The organism is Bacillus cereus group sp. BceL062 (genome assembly GCF_051780025.1).
GTDB lineage: Bacteria > Bacillota > Bacilli > Bacillales > Bacillaceae_G > Bacillus_A > Bacillus_A toyonensis.
Genome location: NZ_JBPWGY010000003.1, coordinates 20,340 through 41,820, shown reverse-complemented (window position 1 = coordinate 41,820; position 21,481 = coordinate 20,340). Strand labels below are relative to the sequence as shown.

The window sequence follows — 21,481 nt, the reverse complement described above, 5'->3', positions numbered from 1 at the left end:
TGAAATCATAGCTATACAGAAGGGGTGGGTTATGATGAAAATCGAAATAGTCCCCAAAAAGAAGTACAGTATAATAAGCTATATATCTTTACTTATCGGAATTTTATGTCTTTTATTCGTTTTTATAACTCCAACGAGGATAGCGAATGTGAGTAATATAGTGGGAGATTATATTACCATTGCTCTTACAGGCGTAGGTATCATACTTTCAATAATTATAATGACGAAAAAAACAGAGAAGAAGGGGATAGGTATTCTTTCATTCATACTGTCCTCATCATTTTTTATATTTTGGATTATCACGATTATCTTATTGTTTACTGGTCAAATTAATTTCGCACCGTAATGTGCAATAAAAAGAGTCCTTCATGTGAGAAGGACTCTTTTTATTCGGTATCTTCAGGTTGATATTCTAAAATATCTCCTGGTTGGCATTCTAATGCTTTACAAATTGCTTCTAAAGTTGAAAATCGAATCGCTTTTGCTTTTCCGTTTTTCAAAATAGAAAGGTTAGCCATTGTAATTCCAACCTTCTCCGAAAGCTCTGTTACACTCATTTTTCTTTTCGCTAACATTACATCAATATTAATTATTATTGCCATATTATTCACCTCAGACCGTTAAATCATTTTCTGATTTTATATTAATAGCATCTTTTAATAGTCTTTGGAGAACGGCAGCAAAGACAGCGATAACCAATGAAGCAAAAATCATAATCATTCCAATAATAATAATGCCCGGGGCGTCATCTCTCTCTGCCACGAGATAGAAAAGCGGCATGCCTAATACATATAATACACTAATTGTTAATGCACTGTTCTTAATATTTTTTAACGCTTTTACAGACAATTTTGAGAATGCGTTGTTTTTGTCAATATAGTTTAACAGCTTAAACGTTTGGTACAGTGCGAAATAGTAAGGTATTGCTGTTGCGTATAAGTTGATAAATACAAGATATTTAATATATGCAATATCAGGATATAATTCTGCAGCGAAATTCCCTATTTTAGGAACTAAAAAAATGCACATAGCAAGAACAGGAATTCCCATAAGAATAACAGCCGTCTTTAAAAAGAGTGTTGATCCTTGTTTCATAAAAAGCACCTCATTTAATTATTATCTATATAATTTAACATGTAATTTATTGTTTAACAATAAATTTTTATTTCATTTAATCGTGTTTTTATTGATAAACAAATTTTTATATGATGAAGAGAATAATGACACTTTAATAGTAGAGAATATAGGGCTGTGACATATAACATTATTTAATTAATGAACGAAAGTGACGGTAATTGTTGTTAGCTTTATGACAATAGGGAACTAATAAAAAAGAACATATATAAGTTTGTATAAACGTAATGGGAAATTGGATCTTGTATATAAATGAATGTGAAGTTTATGGAGGAACAAAAATGATGAAATTGAGTAAAAAAGTGAAGGGGATATTATTAGTATCAACTGTAACATTAAGTGTATTAAGTACTGAAAGCATGATGAATTATCAGGCGGCCGAAGCTAAGGTGGAACAAGTAGAGCATCAACCAAAAAATATAATTATGATGGTTATGGATGGAACGAGCTCTTCAGCAACAACGTTAGCTCGCTTGTATAAAGGTGCACCGCTTGCATTAGATGAAATCGTAACAGGAGGTGTTCGCACGTATTCAGCAGAATCGGCTATTACAGACTCAGCCCCAGCAGCTACAGCTTTAGCGACAGGGAATAAATCGAATTCAGGATATGTAGGTGTATTGCCATCTATTGTGAATTCACCTGGCTTAAAACCAATTAAAGAAGAGGAGAAGCTGCGGCCAGTTGCGAACGTTCTAGAAGGTGCAAACCGCTCTGGTCGGGCAACTGGAATTGTTGCTACATCTGAAATTCAACATGCTACTCCTGCTGGTTTCTCAGCCCATCATGCTAACCGCAAGCATTTTGACATAATTGCGAAGCAGCAAGTGTATCAAAATATAGATGTCGTATTAGGCGGGGGAAAAGCAGCACTACAGCCTGTGAAAAGAAATGGAATCCGTAAAGATGGTGAAGATTTAGTAAAAGTGATTCAAGATAAAGGATACGACTTAGTTGAAACGAAAGATGCATTATTGAACTCTAAATCTGATAAAATTTGGGGCTCTTTCTCACATAATGCCCTTGCGTTCGATATGGATCGTGAAGCAACAAATCCAGAGCAACCAACACTTTCTCAAATGACGGAAAAAGCAATTCAAACATTATCAAAAGATAAAGATGGCTTCTTTTTATTTGTAGAAGGAAGTAAGCCAGATTGGGCAGCCCATGCGAATGATCCGATTGGGATTATTAGTGATGTATTGGCATTTGATAATGCGGTTGCAGAAGCATTAAAATTTGCGAAGAAAGACGGTAATACGATGCTCATTGCTGTAGCTGACCATGGCAACAGTGGTATCTCTATTGGCAATATGAATACGACAAAGGGATATAATACTACACCTGTATCTGCATACATTGCCCCATTGAAAAAGGCGAAAATGACACTTGAAGGGACTACAAATAAACTGAAATCTGATTTATCAAATGTAGAAGGTGTAGCTAAACTATACGGTTTGGACAATCTAACTCATGATGAAAAAGAAAAGTTAAAAGCGGCAAAAAAGAAAATGGATGTAGGTCGAATCCTTACTACGTTATTGGCTAATCGTGCAAATATTGGCTTTACGACAGGAGGACATACAGGTGAGGATGTATTCTTATACTCTTATGGACCACAAAAACCAGAAGGCTTAATCCAAAATATAGACATTGCGAAGACGATGGCGAAAGCAATGGGCTTTAACTTAGAAGAAGTAACAAATAAAATATTTTTAGAGAGTGAACAAGCCTTTAAGAGAATTGGTGCCACTGTATCAATCGACAAAACCGATGTAGCAAACCCAGTGCTCGTAGTAAATCATAATAAAGTGGAAGCTCAATTAAGTGTTAATAAAAATATAATTCGTATTAATGATAAAGAGTATGAATTAGAAAGTATTATTGTAGAGAGTAATGGGAAGTTCTATGTACCGGAAGAAGCAATTCAATTATTTGTAAAGCATTCTCGTTAAAAAATTGCCAACTAGTTAACCTTGCTAAGCTAACTGGTTGGCAATTTTATTATGTTGTGTCCTGTAAATAGTGATGTTTGGATGCTGCCGCAAAATTTTCCGGATGAGACTTATATAAATGCAAAAGGGAAATTTTATTTTTTTCTTAAAATAAAGAATTTCGTTTGTAGAACAGTCTTTCTGCAACTTTATCAATATGAAGTTTATGAAAAAGAACACGCCATTCAGCCTGCATACTGGGGTGGTTATATACGACATAATGTGATTCAACGCAGAGTATATAATCAACAGAAGCAGTTTATAGAAGATCAATATGTAACGGAGAATCACGCTATAATGATGTACGAACCACTTTTAGCTTGTAATAATGAAAATATTGAGTAATATGGTAAACCCATAGATTATATAGTATAGAATGTATGTAATTGTTATTTTTATCAAAAAAGTATAAATCCTAAATTTACTTGGTTTTCATTGGAATGAACATAAGAAACACAGATGTGAAAAAGCACTGTGTTTTTTTATGTATTTATTGGAAAAAAAACTCGAATTATCGGCACAAATGCTCCTTCTTTATTATTATAGAAGCTATTTTGGACGTAAGTAATTTGTAAGAAATGAGTAAGAAAAAAGAGATTTTCATTGTATAAAATATTTATTATATCTACACATAACACCTGATACTAATAGTATGCTATAATATGAATTAGCAACATACAGGAAAGGAATTAGAAAAATGACCTTACAAAATACTAAAAATTTAAAAAAACAAGTTGCTCCTTTTGAAAAATCAACGATTAAAAAAAGTGTTTGGCAACTTATCAACACAATAGTTCCATTTATTATTTTATGGTACCTTGCTTATAAAAGTTTGTCAGTTTCTTATTGGTTAACATTAGTTCCATCTCTGTTAGCCGCTGGATTTATGACACGAATTTTCATTATTTTTCATGATTGCACCCATTATTCCTTTTTTAAAAGTCGACGTGCAAATAGAATAGTTGGAACATGTATGGGTGTTTTAACTTTATTCCCATTTGATCAATGGGGGCATGAGCATTCTATTCACCACGCTACGAGTGGTAATTTGGATAAGAGGGGTACAGGGGATATTTGGACGCTTACAGTTGATGAATATGTAGCTGCACCATTTAGACTTCGTTTAGCATATCGTTTATATCGCAATCCATTTGTTATGTTTGGATTAGGTCCGATTTATGTTTTCTTGCTTAAAAATAGATTTAACCGAAAAGGTGCAAGACAGAAAGAACGTATGAATACTTATTTGACGAATATATTAATCGTTGCTTTAATAGGGGTACTTTGCTGGGCAATCGGATGGCAATCGTTCCTTTTCGTACATGGTACTATATTCTTAATAGCAGGCTCAATAGGTATTTGGCTGTTTTACGTACAGCACACATTTGAGGATTCTTATTTTGAAGAGGATAAAGATTGGGAATATGTGAAAGCGGCAGTGGAAGGAAGTTCTTTTTATAAGCTTCCAAAAATTTTGCAATTCTTAACTGGTAATATTGGATTCCATCATGTTCACCATTTAAGCCCAAGAGTACCTAACTATAAACTAGAAGAGGCACATAATAATACGCTTCCGTTAAAAAATGTACCAACGATTACGCTTGCTACAAGCTTACAATCACTACGTTTCCGTCTTTGGGATGAGAAAAGTAACAATTTTGTTAGCTTTAAAGATGTCAAAAATATAATTAAAAATAATGTTTCTGTTCGAGTGAAATCTGAACTATAACTTCATCGCATATGAAAAACTCCCCTTAATCATTTTTGATTTAAGGGGAGTTTTTGTTTAAATAGTAGATGATTGATGAGGAGGGGATTTCAAATTGTAATTACGAAGGATTAGGAAATGTCGTTAAGGATAATTGATTCTCGTTTAAATGAAAATGATGAAGTGAAAATAGAGCCTGCTACAAATTTGCAACAGGAATCTATTATGGATAGCCGAAGACATCGGCTGAACGAAATTATCCGTTATCTTAATAGCGAATGATTACAATCGACTATTTCTCCCAAAGCTCGATGAGTCGTCCTTCAGGATCTTTAATCCAAATAAACTTTCCAAATTCACTAACCTCTTCTTTCTTTTCAAGAGGTATACCAATTTGTTCAAGATGGTGAATAGTCTCATGTAGATTATGTACTTGGAAATTTAACATCACTTGTTGTTCTGTTGGAAAATAATTGTCATCTTCATTGAAGAAAGAAAAGATAGTCTCAGTTCCTGATTCGGGTTTAATCACAGTCCCATTCCAATTTTCTATTTCAATCTTCAATACTTCGCTGTACCATTTTTTTATAACATCAATATTTTTAGTTCTCCAAAATATTCCTCCGAATCCTTTGATCATCTTATATAACTCCTGTCTATTTTAAAATTTTTAATGTGACGTAGTATAAATTTAATATATCAAAACAAAGTGGTAATAGTAAGGAAAAGCATTAACTTATGAACAATAAAAAAATAATAATTGCTAACAGCATTTCCTACATTAATTATACCGACATCATCTTTGAAACCAAAGTAAAGGAAAGGAGTGTAGCAATACTGACCCGTTTGAGGATAACACTTGAACGCAAAAACCTCCTGAACAATTCAAAACACGAAGTGCTATAAATAATCATTTCAATAGTATAGAAGAAATAGGGGAATTGTTCCTGAGAAAATGAATGAAGGAATGATAAAAGACCGCACATGAGGTGAAATCCATGCGCGGTCTTCTCTGTATCGTACAGTACTACAAAGGTTCGCTAATTTTACCTTCTTTATGAGTGCTACTGGTGATTTTTTTCTTAATCTTAAAGTGATAGTAAGTGTAGCAAAAGATGATAAATGGTACAGTACAGTAGATTCCTAGTCTTTGATCGGGGATAAAGATAAGACTTACTAATATAATGCCATACAATCCAAAACCAAGAATGGGTACAAGTGGATAAAGTGGAGTTTTGAATTTTAAGTCTTCTAATTTTCCACCTTCAGCTAAATAGCGTTTACGGAAAAAGAATTGAGAAACACAAATTGACATCCAAACAATGATTGTAATGACTCCAGAAATTGAAATAAGCCATAAATAAACCGTTTCAGCAGCTACCACGCTTGTCAAAAGAGAAAAAGCAGAAATAGCTATCGTCAAGATTAAAGCGTTTAGTGGTATTCCTCGTGATGATAATTTCTTTAAAAAGGCTGGCGCCATTTCATTTTTTGATAATGACCAAAGCATGCGAGTTGCGGCGTACAGTCCTGAGTTTGCGACAGAAAGAACAGCGGTAAGAATAACAAAGTTCATAATATCAGCTGCATACGGAATACCGATATTATCAAAAACAGCAACGAATGGGCTCTTTGTTAATCCTGCTTCTTCCCAAGGAATTAAAGCTACGAGAACAAAAATTGCTAAAACGAAGAAAAACATCGTGCGCCATATAATATTTCTAATAGAACGAGGCAAAGTCTTTGCTGGATCTTCACTTTCACCAGCTGCGATTCCGACAAGTTCTGTACCTTGGAAGGAATAATTGACTGTAACCATTGTTAATAGGATAGCGGCAAGTCCATTTGGGAATAAACCACCGTGATTTATGAAATTTGAAAATAGCGGGGCTGGTTCGTTTCCTTTTAAATCAATAAAACCGAACATAGCGGCGCCGCCAAGAATAATGAAAGCGATAATGGCAGATACTTTAATGCTTGAAAACCAAAACTCTGTTTCTGCATAACTACGAGCAGATAATGCGTTTATAGTGAATATGGTAACACCAAATATTAAACACCAAACCCAGACAGGAATATCAGGAAACCAGCGCTGCATCGTAATTCCGGCAGTTGTAAATTCAAGACCGGTCGTATTCGCCCAGCTTAACCAATACAACCATCCGATTGTAAACCCAGTTGCAGGATTAATGAACTTGGTGGCATATTCCTGGAAAGAACCTGAAACAGGCATGGCTACAGCAAGCTCACCAAGACATAGCATAACGAGATACATTAATAATCCACCGGCCATAAAGGCAAGTACGGATCCGCCAGGTCCAGCTTTACTTATAATAAAACCAGATCCGTTAAATAACCCCGTTCCAATCACACCACCGAGTGCAATCATGAATAAATGTCTACTTTTCATTGTGCGCTTTAATTCATTGTTTGTATTGTTTACTTGCGTCATTGTTTTCCTCACTTTCAAAATTGGTAGTATGAAAATTGATGTTTTTCCGTATTATGGAATGTATTCCGTGATGTGAAATATTGTTCTAATTTTCAGATAATTAAAAAGAAAAGTCAATATTTTTTTGTTTGCGTTTTCAAAATGTTGATAGCGTATCTTTTGTTTATTTTGAAAATTAAATAAATTGATTGATTTCAGTTTGAATTTTTGATAAATTGATAGTTAATTAAGCTAAACATACTACAAGTAAAGTTGAGGCGAATTATGGTACAGTCCATTGATCGAGCGATAAGTATTATTAAGCTATTAAATTCTACAAATGAAAAAGAGTATTGGGCTATTTCTGATATAGCTGATGGAACACATCTTCCGGTTAGTACAGTACATAGATTACTTAATTCTCTAATGGAGCATGGGTTAGTTACACAAATTTCAGAAACAAAGCAGTACAAGATTGGGCCAATGTGGATGGAAATAGGATTACGTCAATTGGAGAAGGTAGACTATAGATCTGTTGCAAGGGAAGTGATGAAGCGATTGGCCGCTGAAGTGGAAGAAAGTGTCTATTTGAACATTCCAAATGGAACTCATTCTATTATTATTGAAAGAATTGATAGCCCTTTAAAAATTCGGGTTATCGATAACTTAGGGGAACAGATTCCACTTTCGATTGGCGCCGCAAATAAAACGATGCTTGCCAATATGAAAACGAATGAAATGGAATACATTGTAGAACAATTACTTTCTTCTTTACCAGAACAAAAGCAAATTCTTCTTAATCAAATAAAACAAATAGAAAATGAAGGATATGCTGTAAGTTATGGTGAAAAAACAGAAGGGACAGCTTCAGTAGCTGCACCTATTATCGGATTCAATCATAAAGTAGTAGGAGCATTAAGTGTTGGGTTAATTAGTCATCGTATTAATGATGATCGACTATCTTTTCTTATTAGTAAGGTAAAAGAAGCAGCTCATGAAATTTCAATAAAAATCGGCAGTACATCAGAATTATAATTTTGATAACTGTCGTTATTTTTTATTCATATATTGGAATTGATTTTCATAATGCGGAAAAATAGGGGGGGTACTATGTCAAAGTGGCAATCAAAAGAACAATTGATTCAGTTATTAAGCAATCTTGTTGAAATTCCTAGTATTACAGGTTCAGAAGCTGAAGTTATATTACCAGACTTTGTTGTAGAACAATTATCTGACTTACAGTATTTCAAACAAAATCCGCATCATTTGCAAAAAAATCCGACGGGGGATGGACGATATTTTGTTACCGCCCTAGTAAAGAAAAGTGATAGTACGAAAAATACTGTAATTCTTGTTAGTCATTTTGATGTTGTAGATGTACAAGATTATGGAGTGTGGAAAGAAGATGCATTTCATCCTAAAAAGTTAACATCTATGTTTTACTCTCATAAAGATGAACTACCAGATCATGTACGTGAAGATATAGAACAGGGAGATTGGCTATTTGGTAGAGGGACAATGGATATGAAATGTGGTCTAGCTTTACAAATGGCAATGGTTGAGCAAGCTTGTGAAGGAAGATTTGATGGGAATGTTCTTTTATTAGCTGTTCCAGATGAAGAAGTGAACTCCGTAGGGATGAGAGCAGCTGTTCCGAGATTATTAGATTTAGCAAGAGAACATGATTTAGAATTTAAAACGGTTCTAAATTCAGAGCCTATGTTTTCAAGGCATCCTGGGGACCAAAATAAGTATATTTATACTGGTTCTATTGGGAAGGTGTTACCTGGTTTCCTTTGCTATGGAAAAGAGACACATGTAGGTGAACCTTTTGCAGGCTTAAATGGGAGTTATATGGCTGCATTATTAACAGCAGAATTAGAGTTGAATACGGACCTTTGTGATATTGTAGATGGTGAAGCGAGTCCTCCACCAACTAACTTGCTTCAAAGAGACTTAAAAGAGGACTATTCTGTACAAATTCCGCATCGTGCAGTCACACTATTTAATTTGTTTTTACTAGAAAAATCGATGACAGATGTCGTTTCGTTGCTGCGTCAAAAAGTAACGAAAGTAGCAGAGAAAATCGAAGAGTCTTACGAGAAGCAAGCATATCGTTTTTCTAAATATAATCCGTTCATACCTCCTAATCTTAAAGTAAATGTATTAACGTATGAAGAGCTTATCGCGTATGCAATTGAACAACATGGAAAAGAGACAATAAATGATATTCAATCTAATATTATAAAAAATAGAGAAGATAAAGATGATCGTGCAGTAACAATCGATTTAGTTGATAAATTAGCTATATTATGTAAAGAAAAAGCGCCGATGATTGTACTTTTCTTCGCTCCGCCGTACTATCCAGCTGTGAGTTCACGCAACAATCCTTTCATTAAAGAGGTAGTTGTAGAAATGGAAAAGTATGCCCAATACAATCATAGCATTACATTTGAAAATCAAAATTATTTTGGAGGAATTTCAGATTTAAGCTATGTGGGCTTACAGAACCCATTGGATTCAATGAGTTCTCTTGTAGACAATATGCCATTATGGGATAAAGGCTATTCAATTCCACTTCAGGAATTAGAAGAGTTTGACGTTCCAGTATTAAATATGGGGCCGGTAGGAAAAGATGCACATCAATGGACAGAGCGTCTAGACGTAAATTACGCATTTGAAACGCTATTCGATATGTTACCGATATGTATTGAAAAATTACTTGTATCTAATAAAATTACACAGTCATAGTTAGGTGTGTATAAAAGTGAATGAATGGAAAACATAACATTCAGAAGGTATAGAAATAGAAGCCAAAAAGAGGATTTGAATATAATTATTTTAATATAATAAAAACAAAACGGGCAAACTCAATCATTTATGAATTTGTCCGTTTATCTTTTGGCGAAAATAGGGGTATGTAAACTACATGTGTATATAGTCAAAAACAGTTTGTAATTAGTGTTTACTTTTTAGTTTGATTAGATAATTCAATAGACTTTTGCGTGCAACGTTGCATAGCTGAAATGATGGCTGTTCGCAAGCCTTTTTCTTCTAATGTTGCTACAGCCTCTATTGTCGTTCCGCCTGGGGAACAAACCATATCTTTCAATGCACCTGGATGTATTCCTGTTTCCAATACCATTTTTGCAGAACCTAACACAGCTTGAGCTGCGAATTTATATGCTTGATTTCTTGGCATACCATCTAGTACAGCAGCATCTGCCATCGCTTCTATAATCATATATACGTATGCTGGCGAAGAACCACTTACAGATGTTACAACATCCATTAATTTTTCGCTTACGATCTCTGTTTGACCAAAACTATTGAAAATGTTTAGTACATCTTCTAAATCTTTTTCTGTAACCATTTCGTTAGGGCATAAAGCAGACATTCCTTCTCCAACAAGAGCAGGAGTATTAGGCATTACTCTCACAACCTTTAATTTTTTATCAAAGGCATCTTCAGTACTATTAATGCTTTTCCCTGCAGCGATTGTTACGACGATAACGTCGTTTTTGATTACTTCTTTTATTTCATTAATTACGGAGGAGTATAAGTCTGGTTTGATTGATAAAATTAAAATATCAGCATTTTTAGCTACTTCATTGTTGTCAGTAGTTGTAGTTATCCCGTATTTTTCACTAGCATTTTTTAAATTCATAGTGTTCAAATCTGAACACATGATTTTATTTGAAGATACTATATTATTGTTTATCATACCGCCAATTATAGCCATCCCCATATTTCCGCATCCGATGAATCCAATTTGTTTGTTCATAATAACTCGATCTTGCTCCTTTTATAATTAATTATATCGGTTTGATATTATTATCTTAGAATAAGAATAACATCCCTGTGCAATATAAAGAAACATTCTAAGAGAATATATTCCTTTTTGCAACACTAAAAGATAAAAATTAATTATATTCGACATTATGTAAATATATACACTATAATTTAAGGTTTTATGCTTATGAATATGAGTTAAACTTATATCAATTTTTATTTTCATTCAGTAGGGCGATAATTTCATACAAGTAACTTGCGGCTCTATTTATTTTTAAAAATACCTCTTGACACCGAATCGAACTATATCGCATAATATAAAAAAATCAGATCGAAAATCGTTGAAGGGAATTAGTACATATGTCTTCTTACGAAAGAGAGTGGAATTCACCGGCTGAAAGATTCCTCGTATAGAATGTATCGAACCTATCCCTGAGTCTTAAATGAAAGTTTAGGCGTTCGCCTGCGTTATAGGCGTCAAGTGGATATCTATGTATATCAATCAAGGTGGTACCGCGGAACAATGACCGTTTCGTCCTTATTATTTTATTAAGGGCGAAGCGGTCATTTTTATTTTGCTCTTTCATACTACAGGGCAGCATGGATGAGAATAAATATAGCTGCAAACTGAATGAATAGAAGTGTAATGTATAAAAACTTTGATTTTAGACTTGGGGGTTACAAAAGTGAAAAAACAACGAATTGTTGTAAAGATAGGGAGTAGTTCCTTGGCAGATAGTCATGGAGGCATTTCTAAAGAACAACTTTCAGATCACGTTGCCGCATTGGCACGACTGAAACAGGAAGGGCATGAAGTTTTGTTAATTACATCTGGAGCCGTCGCAGCAGGTTTTTCTGCTCTTGGGTATCCTAGCAGACCAGTGACAACTAAAGGGAAACAGGCTGCAGCAGCTGTCGGACAAAGTTTATTAATGCAGGCGTACACAGAGGAGTTCCGTAAATATGATATTGTTACTGCACAACTTTTATTAACGAGAAGTGATTTTTCTAGAAAAGAACAATACAGTAACGCGTACGCTACTTTAGGAGAGCTACTAAACCGTTCCGCTCTTCCTATCATCAATGAAAATGATTCCATTTCTTTAGAGGAGCTGACGTTCGGTGATAATGATATGCTGTCAGCTTTAGTAAGCGGACTTGTGTCGGCAGATATGCTTATGATTTTTACGGATGTGAACGGTTTATATGACAAAAATCCTCAAAAAAATACGGATGCGAAAAAATATTATTTTCTTCCTGAAGTTACGGAAGAAATCGCTTCTCTTGCTGGAGATGCTGGTTCAAAACTTGGGACTGGCGGTATGAAATCAAAAATCGATGCTGCAAAGACGGCACTATCTCTTGGAGTGAGTGTATTTATCGGAACAGGACGTGGACAGGAAAAGTTTTTAGATGTTTTGAAGGGCAAAGGTGATGGAACGTATATCGGTAATGCTCCTCAAAAAGTAATTAAAATGAACAAGCAATGGATCGCCTTGCATTCGCTTGTTAGCGGTCAAATTGAAGTAGATGCCGGGGCAGCTACTGCTATCATTCAACATGGAAAGAGCCTTCTTCCTGCTGGTGTTACAAATGTGTCAGGATTTTTCCAAGTGGGTGAAGTCGTGGAAGTAATTACGCAACAAGGGCGCGTAATAGGAAAAGGACAATGCACATATAGCGCGGAGGAACTAAGGAATTTAAAAGGTATGCAAAGCCAAGATATTCAAGCAAGAGGCGAAAGGCATAATTATGAAGTCATCCATAGAGATCATTGGGTTTCATTTTAAGAAAAGAGAGCACGCAAATTTGAATGGGCAGGTTAGTTTTAGATACTCGTGTTAAATGGTTCTCAAATAATATACTGATTAACCTTTAAAAAGGAGGAAATAAAAATGAATGAAGTGTTGGCAAAGGGGAAAAAAGCGAAAGAGGTTGCTAGAGAACTTGTGCTTACATCTACAAATCAAAAAAATGAAGCACTTACCGCAATTGCTGATCAGTTGATAGTAGAAACAGCTTATATTGTAGAGGAAAACAAACGGGATATTGAAGAAGGTAAGGCAAAAGGATTTTCTGAGTCACTCCTTGATCGTCTTATGCTGAATGAACAACGTATCATTGATATGACTGAGGGAATTAAGCAGCTAATTGATTTACGTGATCCTGTTGGGGAATGTGTAAGTGCATGGGAAAGACCAAATGGACTATCTATTCAGGAGATGCGAGTACCACTTGGTGTTGTCGGGATGATTTATGAGGCAAGGCCGAATGTGACAGTAGATGCTGCTACAATTTGTTTGAAAACAGGAAATGCAGTCATATTGCGTGGTAGCTCTTCCGCTATCCATTCTAATAAAGCGATCGTTGCTGTAATTCACCGAGCGCTCAAACAAACGAGCTTGCCTCAAGAAAGTGTACAGCTCATAGAAGATACGACGCGAGATAGCGCGAAGCAGTTATTTACATTAAATGACTACTTGGATGTTCTTATCCCAAGAGGTGGCAAGCAATTAATCGATACTGTAGTAAGAGAAGCGTCTGTTCCAGTACTTGAAACAGGTGCGGGAAATTGTCATATTTTCATTGATGAAACAGCGGATAAACAAATGGCATTTAATATTATTATAAATGCAAAAACGCAGCGTCCATCTGTATGTAATGCAATTGAAACGATTATACTTCATGAAAAGTGGGCGCAGCAATTTGGTAGCGAACTGTTTTCTTTATTGAAGGAAGGAGGCGTGGAGCTACGTGGTGATAAGAAAGCATTGGCAATTGATTCTTCTATTGCATTCGCTTCAGAAGAGGATTGGGAAACTGAGTTTTTATCTCTCACGCTAGCAGTTAAAGTCGTTTCTACAGTAGAAGAAGCGATTCATCACATAAATACGTATGGATCTATGCATTCTGAAGCGATTATTTCAGAAAACGAGGAAAACGTCAGCAAGTTTTTCACATCCGTTGATGCCGCAGCACTTTATCATAATGCATCGACTCGTTTTACGGATGGATCTGAATTCGGATTTGGCGCAGAAATTGGCATCAGTACGCAAAAGCTACACGTAAGGGGACCAATGGGGCTTCCTGCATTAACTTCTACAAAATATGTGATTCGTGGGAATGGACAGATTCGGGGATAAAAAATTATAAAAGAAAAAGTGAAATAATAACGAAAGACACCCAATTTCATTTAGGTGTCTTTCGTTATTATAAGTATTGATTTACCACACAAAAAGCCCTACGAGCATAGCACTTAACAAGGAAACAGCCATTCCGCTAACAAGAAGCTTCCAAACATTTTTACCGATTATTGATGATTTTTCTCCGCCAAATAATGAATTGTAAGTTCCGTATATCATACCTACTGTACTAAAGTTAGCGAAAGAGGCTAGAAATGTAGTTGCAACAGCAATCGTATGCGGTTGTAAAGACTTTAAGTTTGATTTTAAATCCATCATGGCAACAAATTCATTCGTTGTGATTTTGATTCCCATTAATTCAGCTACATACATAGCATCTTTACCTGTTAAACCGAGTAAAAAAGCAAAGGGGCTAAAGATAATGGAGAAGATTTTTTGAATTGTTAAACCTGCTACAAAAAAGCTTAAAATACCATTTAAACATGCTGTTAAAGCTACATATCCAATTACCATAGCTAAAATAACGATTACCATATTCATTCCGACTAACATACTGTTTGAAATAGTAGAAAAGAAATCTTTTTTTTCATTTTTTGAAGGTTTATAAACAACATCTTCTTCTTTCGTAACTTCAATAGGATTTAAAACATTCGCTAAAATTAATGCGTTAATACAGTTTAAAGGAATAGCGCTGAAAATATATGTTGCTGGAACCATTGATAGATAAGCACCAAGAATGGATCCGCTGACACTACTCATACTCATAATTCCAAAAGTCAACAAACGATTTTCTTTTAAAACAGATAATTGATCACGAACAACCGCAAGTGCTTCCGTATTTCCTAAAAACATCATTTGAATGGAAAAGAAACTTTCTAACTTTGGTAAACGAGAAATCTTAGAAATAAGTGCACCAACTTTATCAATGATCCAAGTTAAGACTCCAAAATAGGAAAGGATATCAAAAAAAGTGATAACAAAAATGATAGGAAGTAAGGCGCTAAAGAAGAAATCAACTGTTTGATTTTCCATAGCTGAAGGAAATGCAAAACGAATACCTTCATTCGCGCACGATAGTAGCCAACTGAAAAATGACGCAATTTTATTAATGATAATACTGCCCAATTTGGTGCCTAACATAAACCACGTAATAAAAAGCTCCAATATGATTAGAATAACGATTGGTCTCCATTTTATTTTTCTTTTATTAGGCGAACAAAGGAAGACGATTAATATTACAACAAAAATCCCTAACATATTTAATATGAAATGCATGTCAACAACTCCTTGAGGCTTATTATTTGTATATAAAAAAGCCTCTATTCTTCCAAATTTGGATTATGATCAGGAGTTATGAAGAATGTGAATTATGTTTAGCATTCATCTATTTCAATTAATGTACTACCAATTAATGTTTTCGCTTTATAAAGTATATGTATTAGGAATGTAAAGCAACAAATTAAATCTATTGACGGAACGAAGGATAACTAATAACTGCATCCATTTTTAAATTGTTTAGGCGAAATACCATTATGTTTTTTAAATACCTTTGTAAAATGACTTTGGTCGTGAAAATTTAGTAATGTAGAAATTTCGGATATAGAATGTCTCGTATATGTCATTAACTTTTTTGACTCATCGACTTTCGCACGCTGAATATATTCATTTAAAGAAATTCCAACTTCTTTTTTGAAAAGGGAAGATAAATAACTAGGGTTTAATGTGACTATTTCTGCAAGGATATTTAGTGTAATATCACCATAAAGATGAGTGAATATATAATTTTGACATACGTTTATATGTTTTGAATGTTGCTGCATTGTACTATTTTTGACACGTTCTGCAAACTCAAGTAAAGCATTCTCTAAAAAAGGGGGTATTGCTTCATTTTTATGTATTTCTTCGAGTTTTTGTATAAATAAATCACTAATAGTATATGCGATTTCAGGGAAAACTCCGCCTTCAATAGCAGATCTAGTTGCAAGTGTAATAGCTGCAATGGCAGAATTCTTTTGGCTTCGCAGGTGACTTGTCTTTGATAACACCCCAAGTTCTCCTGATTCAGGTAATCTCCTTAGATTTTTAATTAACTCCTCCTTTTTCCCTTGCTTAATACATTCAAATATTTTCCTCTCGGCTAGTGGATCGATATGAGTTAATGTACTTTGTCGTTGCTCTGATATATGTACATCAGGCTGTTCAATTTCAAATTCCACCTTTTTTATTAGCATGTTTTTTTGCAGTATATCAGCTATGTCCAACTGTTTCTGATATAGCATGTAATAAAGCACTAAACTTACATTTAAAAAACTCATATTATTTAATACGGGTAGAGAACGATAATATCGAATCATTTCTTCTTTGTTTATTTTTAGTTGAAGATCATTAATAATGCCGTTAATTGATGTTTCTGATAGCCTGGAATAAAGGACTGGTCCAACAATTATATTCCCACTAATTTGGTCGTTCAAACGCAGATGAATTGCGAAAAAGTTTTCGAGAAAGGCGGTCTCTACTAGTGACGGAAAAGTATAGGAAGGCTGTTCCTTATATAGTTCATTCAGTATTGCCTCTTTGGAAGAATACATAGGGTTATGCAGAATATTGGACGAGATTTCAAATACTAAATCTCCTTTGTTAGTAAGAAAATAGATAGGTGTTTTATGTAGATCAAAGACTAGCTTACAAATATAATATAGATCTTCTCGTTTGGAGCAATTCATTATTTTAACCTCTATTCTTTAAAAAACAGCTAAAATTTTTACAAGCATTCTAAAAAATATACCATAATATCTAAAAGATAATAACTATAATATCATTAAGAAAGCGTTTACTTATATGTTTTTTAGGAGGGCTATCATGAAAAGAGATATTAAGAAAATCATTTCTGAAATGACGCTAGAAGAAAAGGCAAGTCTATGTTCTGGATTAGACTTTTGGAATACAAAAGGGATTGAACGATTAGGGATTCCATCAATTATGGTAACTGATGGACCACATGGTCTAAGAAAACAGGCAGAGGGAGCAGATCACTTAGGGATTTATAACAGTATTTCATCGACTTGTTTCCCTTCAGCAGTAGGGTTAGCAAGTACATGGAATAAAGACTTAATACATGAAGTAGGAGTTGCATTAGGAGAAGAATGTCAGGCTGAACATGTAGGTGTTCTCCTTGGACCAGGTGCAAATATTAAACGTTCACCGCTATGCGGAAGAAATTTTGAATATTTTTCAGAGGACCCGTATTTATCATCGCAAATGGCTATAAATCATGTTAAAGGCGTCCAAAGTCAAGGCGTTGGAACGTCATTAAAGCATTTCGCAGCTAATAATCAAGAGCATCGCAGAATGTCTGTAGATGCAATTGTTGATGAAAGAACTTTACGTGAAATTTACCTTGCAAGCTTTGAAGATGTTATTAAGGAAGCACAGCCTTGGACAGTAATGAGTGCTTACAATAAAGTAAATGGTGAATACGCTTCGGAAAATAACTATTTGTTACATGATATTTTAAAAGATGAATGGGGATTTGAAGGCTTTGTCGTATCTGATTGGGGCGCAGTAAATGAACGTGTTGCAAGTTTAGCGAACGGTTTAGAGTTAGAAATGCCTTCAAGCTTTGGAATTGGTGAGAAGAAAATTATTGATGCAATTAATTGTGGTGAGCTAAGTGTAGAAAAGCTTAATCAAGCAGTTGAGCGTCTTCTTTACATTATTTTTAAAGCTTATGATAATCAATTAGAAAACGCTACGTATAGTAAGGACACGCATCATCAGCTTGCAAGGGAAGTTGCAAGTGAAAGTATGGTTATGTTACAAAATGAAGATTCCATTCTTCCGCTAAAAAAAGAGGGGATGGTAGCGGTAATTGGAGAATTTGCAAAGCAACCACGTTATCAAGGCGGCGGAAGCTCTCATATTAATCCAACAAAGCTTGAAAGTATTTTTGAAGAACTTGAAATGGTATCAGGTGAAAAAACGAACATTTTATTTGCACAAGGTTATGATCTTGCAAGCGATGACGTAGATGAAAACTTGATTAATGAAGCAAAAAAAATAGCTGAGAGCGCAGATACAGCTGTCCTTTTCGTTGGGCTTCCAGATCGTTATGAATCAGAAGGCTTTGATCGAAAACATTTACAAATGCCAGAAAATCACGTGCAATTAATTGAGGCTATTGCTGAAGTTCAAAGTAATATCGTTGTAGTTTTAAGTAATGGTGCGCCAATTGAAATGCCATGGATAGGTAAAGTAAAAGGAATACTTGAAGGCTATTTAGGTGGCCAAGCATTAGGCGGAGCAATTGCTGATTTATTATTTGGTGATGCGAATCCAAGTGGGAAACTAGCAGAAACATTCCCGGAAGTTTTAAGCGATAATCCTTCTTACTTAAACTTCCCGGGTGAAGGTGATAAAGTAGAATATAAAGAAGGCGTGTTCGTTGGATACCGTTATTATGATGCAAAAAATATTGAACCATTGTTCCCATTTGGCTTTGGGTTAAGTTATACAAACTTTGAGTATAGTAAACTTTCAATAAGTAAAAACGAGATAAAGGATACGGATACTGTTTCTGTTCTTGTAAATGTGAAAAATGCTGGTAGTATAGCTGGGAAAGAAATTGTTCAGCTGTATATAAAAGATGTTGAAAGTAGTATGATTCGTCCTGAAAAAGAATTAAAAGGATTTGAAAAAGTAGAGTTGCAACCGGGAGAAGAAAAAACGGTTAGTTTTACTTTAAATAACAGGTCATTTGCTTATTATAATGTTGAATTGAAGGACTGGCATGTTGAAACAGGTGAATTCGAAATTTTAGTAGGAAAGTCTTCAAGAGAGATTGTTTTACAAGATAACATATTCGTTCAATCAACGACTATAATTAAAAAAACAGTGCATCGGAATACGTTACTAGGGGACATATTTACGGACCGAATGTTAGCACCAATTGCAAAAGAGCTTATGGAAAAAACATTAAAAGACAGCCCGTTTGCAAGTATGGCTGAAGGGGATAGTGATGCCTCTGAAATGATGGATGCTATGCTAAATTACATGCCGTTACGAGCGTTAGTAAACTTTAGTGCAGGCGCATTTACAGAAGAAATGTTAAGTGAAATAATTGAGCTATTGAACGATGCGCAAATGAATCAATAAGCGGCGCATGTGAAGAAGTTAGATGGGGGATTACGGTCTGGAAATACCCGATTGGTTTGGGCTAATATTTTATACTATTAATAAACATAGATTTACAAAAAAGCAAATGAGAGCTAGCATCTCATTTGCTTTTTTTGAATTTATTCAGCTAATGTAAAATCAAATAATTGTCCATTATCTACAGCAGGCCCATTTAGTTCTTTGTAATGTGGGACATTGATATAAAAAGGTCCTTCGGTAGATTCCCACTTATTATCTGTAGCAATAAAAGTAATTTTATAAAACCTAACGTTTTCACTTCTTTCGGTTCGTATCTAGACTATGTCTGTTACGATGCTCTTTTTCTTATTACTTTATCTTGGGTAATAGTAGTAATTACGGGAGAGAAATTGATGTAACAGTTAACTGCGTTCAATTGTTTTGTGGCATGTTAAACTTAAGCAATTTTAATCATTATTTATAAATAAGAACGATGAGTTGGCCATGAACCTTGGAGTTTCCGAAGTTGTATAATTTGTCCTGTATGATAAGCATCGTGCAAAAGGATATTCATATATTGTTGCCAAACAGGTAGAGAAGGAATCGGTTGATCCAGTTCTGCTTCTTGAAGAGATGTTAATGAAGATTGTAAGGCATCATGTACTTGAAGCGTTCGCTTTACTGTTTGTTGCCAAGTATACTTTTTTAATTCTTTTTTAATAAATATCTTTTGTACTCTTAACTTTAGTAATTGCAAAAATAAACATACGCTTTCTACATTATTTTTCTCCATGTAATACATTCTCCTTTCTCTTCAATATGCCTGCCCTATAGTGTAGAACAAGAATATGAACTGCAACGTATAAAAGAGCTAAAAAAAGGAACCTCCATTATTAATAAGGTATTTAACAATCGGCGTTTTAATGGAGTAAGGATTAAAAAGATTATCATAGTCTTTAGTTTTCGGTAATTGTAATATAATTCTAAAAATATAGAAGGTATTATTCGATAATTATAGAATTAAATATATAGCCAATAAGGAGGGGATCAAATGGAAGTCTTTCATGTAACGAGTAGAAAGAGGGAAACGTACCATATTCAAATGAAGTATTCGATACTTTTCGAATGTGCACTTGGCATTGCGGCAATTACTCATAAAAGGTTAATAGACACACTTGAAAAATCCCAAAGCGAATGGGAAGAAATTAGACAATCATTAACAGAAGAAATGAGGGAGCACTTACAGTTTGTAGAAGAGCATAATACGTGGAAAGCGCTGCTTCAGTTGTTGTATGAAGGAGATTTTCAAAATCTATCACAGTTTATTGCGAATATCGATTCGCTTTCAGAAGAAGATTTAAAGTATATATGTTTACCCTTTGTAGGAGAGAAGTATGAAGAAAAAAGACGTTTAGCAGGAAATGGAGACGTAACTGCAATACAAAAATTAAAGGAACTGACACAGGATCATCAGTTTTTCTCTACGTATATTAGCTTTATATGTAATAGTGATATACAAGAACTAAAGGACCATTTTATCGCCGTTATGACAGGATGGTATGAGAGTGTTATTAAAAAAGAGGAAGAGCAATTACTTTCTATATTAAAGCGAGACTATGAAGAAAAGAATGAAATGAATAAAAAGATGAAACCGGAAGAGTTTGTCGAGTGGGCGACTGGTGGCGTTAACTATATGCCAGAGCCAAGTGTTCATTACGTACTTCTTATCCCGCAACTGACGTACAGGCCGTGGAATATAGAAGCTGATATTGAAGATACGAAAGTGTTTCATTATCCTGTCGCAAATGAAAGTATACATCCAGAAGATCCGTATGAGCCGAATTATTTTTTAGTTCAAAAACATAAAGCACTTGGGGATGAAGCGAGATTACGAATTGTAAAAATGTTGTTTGAAAAAGAACGTACATTGCAGGAAATTACGGAGAGACTGCAACTTGGTAAATCGACAGTGCATCATCATTTAAAATTATTACGTTCGGCTAAGTTAGTTGATATACATGACGGAAAATATGTATTGAGAAAAAAAGCAGTGCAGTCGTTAGCGAAAGAATTAGATGTATTTTTAAATAGATAATATACAACGAGAATGTACATAAAGGGAGGAATTAAATAGAAAAGTTGGTGAGCT

The 21,481-nt window shown here is 34.6% G+C and carries 18 protein-coding genes, 1 pseudogene and 1 other annotated feature; of the genes and pseudogenes, 11 read left to right on the top strand and 8 right to left on the bottom strand.

Annotation, left to right across the window (positions count from 1 at the left end; translation table 11 throughout):
• Positions 1-34: 34 nt before the first annotated feature.
• Complete coding sequence (locus tag ACS2MN_RS08515) at positions 35-346, top strand: hypothetical protein (RefSeq protein ID WP_346994547.1); 312 nt, start codon at positions 35-37, stop codon at positions 344-346.
• 40 nt (positions 347-386) lie between these two features.
• On the opposite strand, the gene ACS2MN_RS08510 is transcribed toward ACS2MN_RS08515, so the two are convergent.
• A complete protein-coding gene (locus tag ACS2MN_RS08510) occupies positions 387-602 on the bottom strand; it encodes a helix-turn-helix domain-containing protein (protein WP_000974611.1) in 216 nt (71 codons plus the stop codon).
• A 10-nt stretch (positions 603-612) separates the two neighbouring features.
• Positions 613-1,095, bottom strand: a complete 483-nt coding sequence (locus ACS2MN_RS08505; RefSeq protein ID WP_000809100.1) for a DUF2975 domain-containing protein — start codon at positions 1,093-1,095, stop codon at positions 613-615.
• Between the two features lie 320 nt (positions 1,096-1,415).
• On the opposite strand from ACS2MN_RS08505, the gene ACS2MN_RS08500 reads away from it, so the two are divergent.
• From ACS2MN_RS08500 to ACS2MN_RS08485, 4 genes and pseudogenes are all read left to right on the top strand, one after another.
• Positions 1,416-3,089, top strand: a complete 1,674-nt coding sequence (locus ACS2MN_RS08500; RefSeq protein ID WP_000977073.1) for an alkaline phosphatase — start codon at positions 1,416-1,418, stop codon at positions 3,087-3,089.
• Between the two features lie 168 nt (positions 3,090-3,257).
• Positions 3,258-3,473 (top strand): annotated as a pseudogene (locus ACS2MN_RS08495) (VanW family protein); the annotation flags it as partial.
• A gap of 352 nt (positions 3,474-3,825) precedes the next feature.
• Positions 3,826-4,857: a fatty acid desaturase gene (locus ACS2MN_RS08490; RefSeq protein WP_000174972.1), complete on the top strand. Its 1,032-nt coding sequence runs from the start codon at positions 3,826-3,828 to the stop codon at positions 4,855-4,857.
• A gap of 117 nt (positions 4,858-4,974) precedes the next feature.
• Entirely contained in the window at positions 4,975-5,118 is a 144-nt protein-coding gene (locus ACS2MN_RS08485; RefSeq protein WP_000058621.1) for a hypothetical protein, read from the top strand.
• A 10-nt stretch (positions 5,119-5,128) separates the two neighbouring features.
• Here the strand turns inward: ACS2MN_RS08485 and ACS2MN_RS08480 are convergent, their stop codons facing one another.
• Both ACS2MN_RS08480 and ACS2MN_RS08475 read right to left on the bottom strand, forming a co-directional pair.
• The gene (locus tag ACS2MN_RS08480) at positions 5,129-5,476 is read right to left on the bottom strand and encodes a VOC family protein (protein WP_000589583.1); all 348 of its coding nucleotides are present in this window, start codon (positions 5,474-5,476) and stop codon (positions 5,129-5,131) included.
• Between the two features lie 387 nt (positions 5,477-5,863).
• The gene (locus ACS2MN_RS08475) at positions 5,864-7,288 is read right to left on the bottom strand and encodes an amino acid permease (protein ID WP_000195517.1); all 1,425 of its coding nucleotides are present in this window, start codon (positions 7,286-7,288) and stop codon (positions 5,864-5,866) included.
• Between the two features lie 264 nt (positions 7,289-7,552).
• On the opposite strand from ACS2MN_RS08475, the gene ACS2MN_RS08470 reads away from it, so the two are divergent.
• Positions 7,553-8,302, top strand: a complete 750-nt coding sequence (locus tag ACS2MN_RS08470; protein ID WP_000250754.1) for an IclR family transcriptional regulator — start codon at positions 7,553-7,555, stop codon at positions 8,300-8,302.
• Between the two features lie 75 nt (positions 8,303-8,377).
• Positions 8,378-10,018, top strand: a complete 1,641-nt coding sequence (locus tag ACS2MN_RS08465; protein WP_000049536.1) for a M20/M25/M40 family metallo-hydrolase — start codon at positions 8,378-8,380, stop codon at positions 10,016-10,018.
• A gap of 214 nt (positions 10,019-10,232) precedes the next feature.
• Here the strand turns inward: ACS2MN_RS08465 and proC are convergent, their stop codons facing one another.
• Complete coding sequence (proC, locus tag ACS2MN_RS08460; protein WP_001041316.1) at positions 10,233-11,051, bottom strand: pyrroline-5-carboxylate reductase; 819 nt, start codon at positions 11,049-11,051, stop codon at positions 10,233-10,235.
• A gap of 340 nt (positions 11,052-11,391) precedes the next feature.
• Positions 11,392-11,602 (top strand) — a binding site (T-box leader).
• Between the two features lie 143 nt (positions 11,603-11,745).
• On the opposite strand from proC, the gene proB reads away from it, so the two are divergent.
• Both proB and ACS2MN_RS08450 read left to right on the top strand, forming a co-directional pair.
• Positions 11,746-12,849 carry a glutamate 5-kinase gene (gene proB / locus ACS2MN_RS08455; protein ID WP_000744733.1) on the top strand — a complete coding sequence of 368 codons (1,104 nt, stop codon included), beginning with the start codon at positions 11,746-11,748 and terminating at the stop codon, positions 12,847-12,849.
• Positions 12,850-12,954: 105 nt separating this feature from the next.
• The gene (locus tag ACS2MN_RS08450; RefSeq protein ID WP_001006646.1) at positions 12,955-14,202 is read left to right on the top strand and encodes a glutamate-5-semialdehyde dehydrogenase; all 1,248 of its coding nucleotides are present in this window, start codon (positions 12,955-12,957) and stop codon (positions 14,200-14,202) included.
• 81 nt (positions 14,203-14,283) lie between these two features.
• On the opposite strand, the gene ACS2MN_RS08445 is transcribed toward ACS2MN_RS08450, so the two are convergent.
• Positions 14,284-15,477 (bottom strand): nucleoside transporter C-terminal domain-containing protein, encoded by a 1,194-nt coding sequence (locus ACS2MN_RS08445; protein ID WP_000545491.1) that lies wholly within the window; start codon positions 15,475-15,477, stop codon positions 14,284-14,286.
• Between the two features lie 212 nt (positions 15,478-15,689).
• Positions 15,690-16,925, bottom strand: a complete 1,236-nt coding sequence (locus ACS2MN_RS08440) for a helix-turn-helix domain-containing protein (RefSeq protein WP_000995837.1) — start codon at positions 16,923-16,925, stop codon at positions 15,690-15,692.
• Between the two features lie 136 nt (positions 16,926-17,061).
• Here ACS2MN_RS08440 and ACS2MN_RS08435 point away from each other — a divergent pair, with 136 nt between their 5' ends.
• A complete protein-coding gene (locus ACS2MN_RS08435) occupies positions 17,062-19,353 on the top strand; it encodes a glycoside hydrolase family 3 C-terminal domain-containing protein (protein WP_103591483.1) in 2,292 nt (763 codons plus the stop codon).
• A 457-nt stretch (positions 19,354-19,810) separates the two neighbouring features.
• On the opposite strand, the gene ACS2MN_RS08430 is transcribed toward ACS2MN_RS08435, so the two are convergent.
• Positions 19,811-20,125, bottom strand: coding sequence for a hypothetical protein (locus ACS2MN_RS08430; RefSeq protein WP_000414473.1), 315 nt, complete (start codon positions 20,123-20,125; stop codon positions 19,811-19,813).
• A gap of 258 nt (positions 20,126-20,383) precedes the next feature.
• Between ACS2MN_RS08430 and ACS2MN_RS08425 the strand changes: the two genes are divergently transcribed.
• A complete protein-coding gene (locus ACS2MN_RS08425; RefSeq protein WP_000451629.1) occupies positions 20,384-21,427 on the top strand; it encodes an ArsR/SmtB family transcription factor in 1,044 nt (347 codons plus the stop codon).
• Positions 21,428-21,481: the final 54 nt, after the last annotated feature.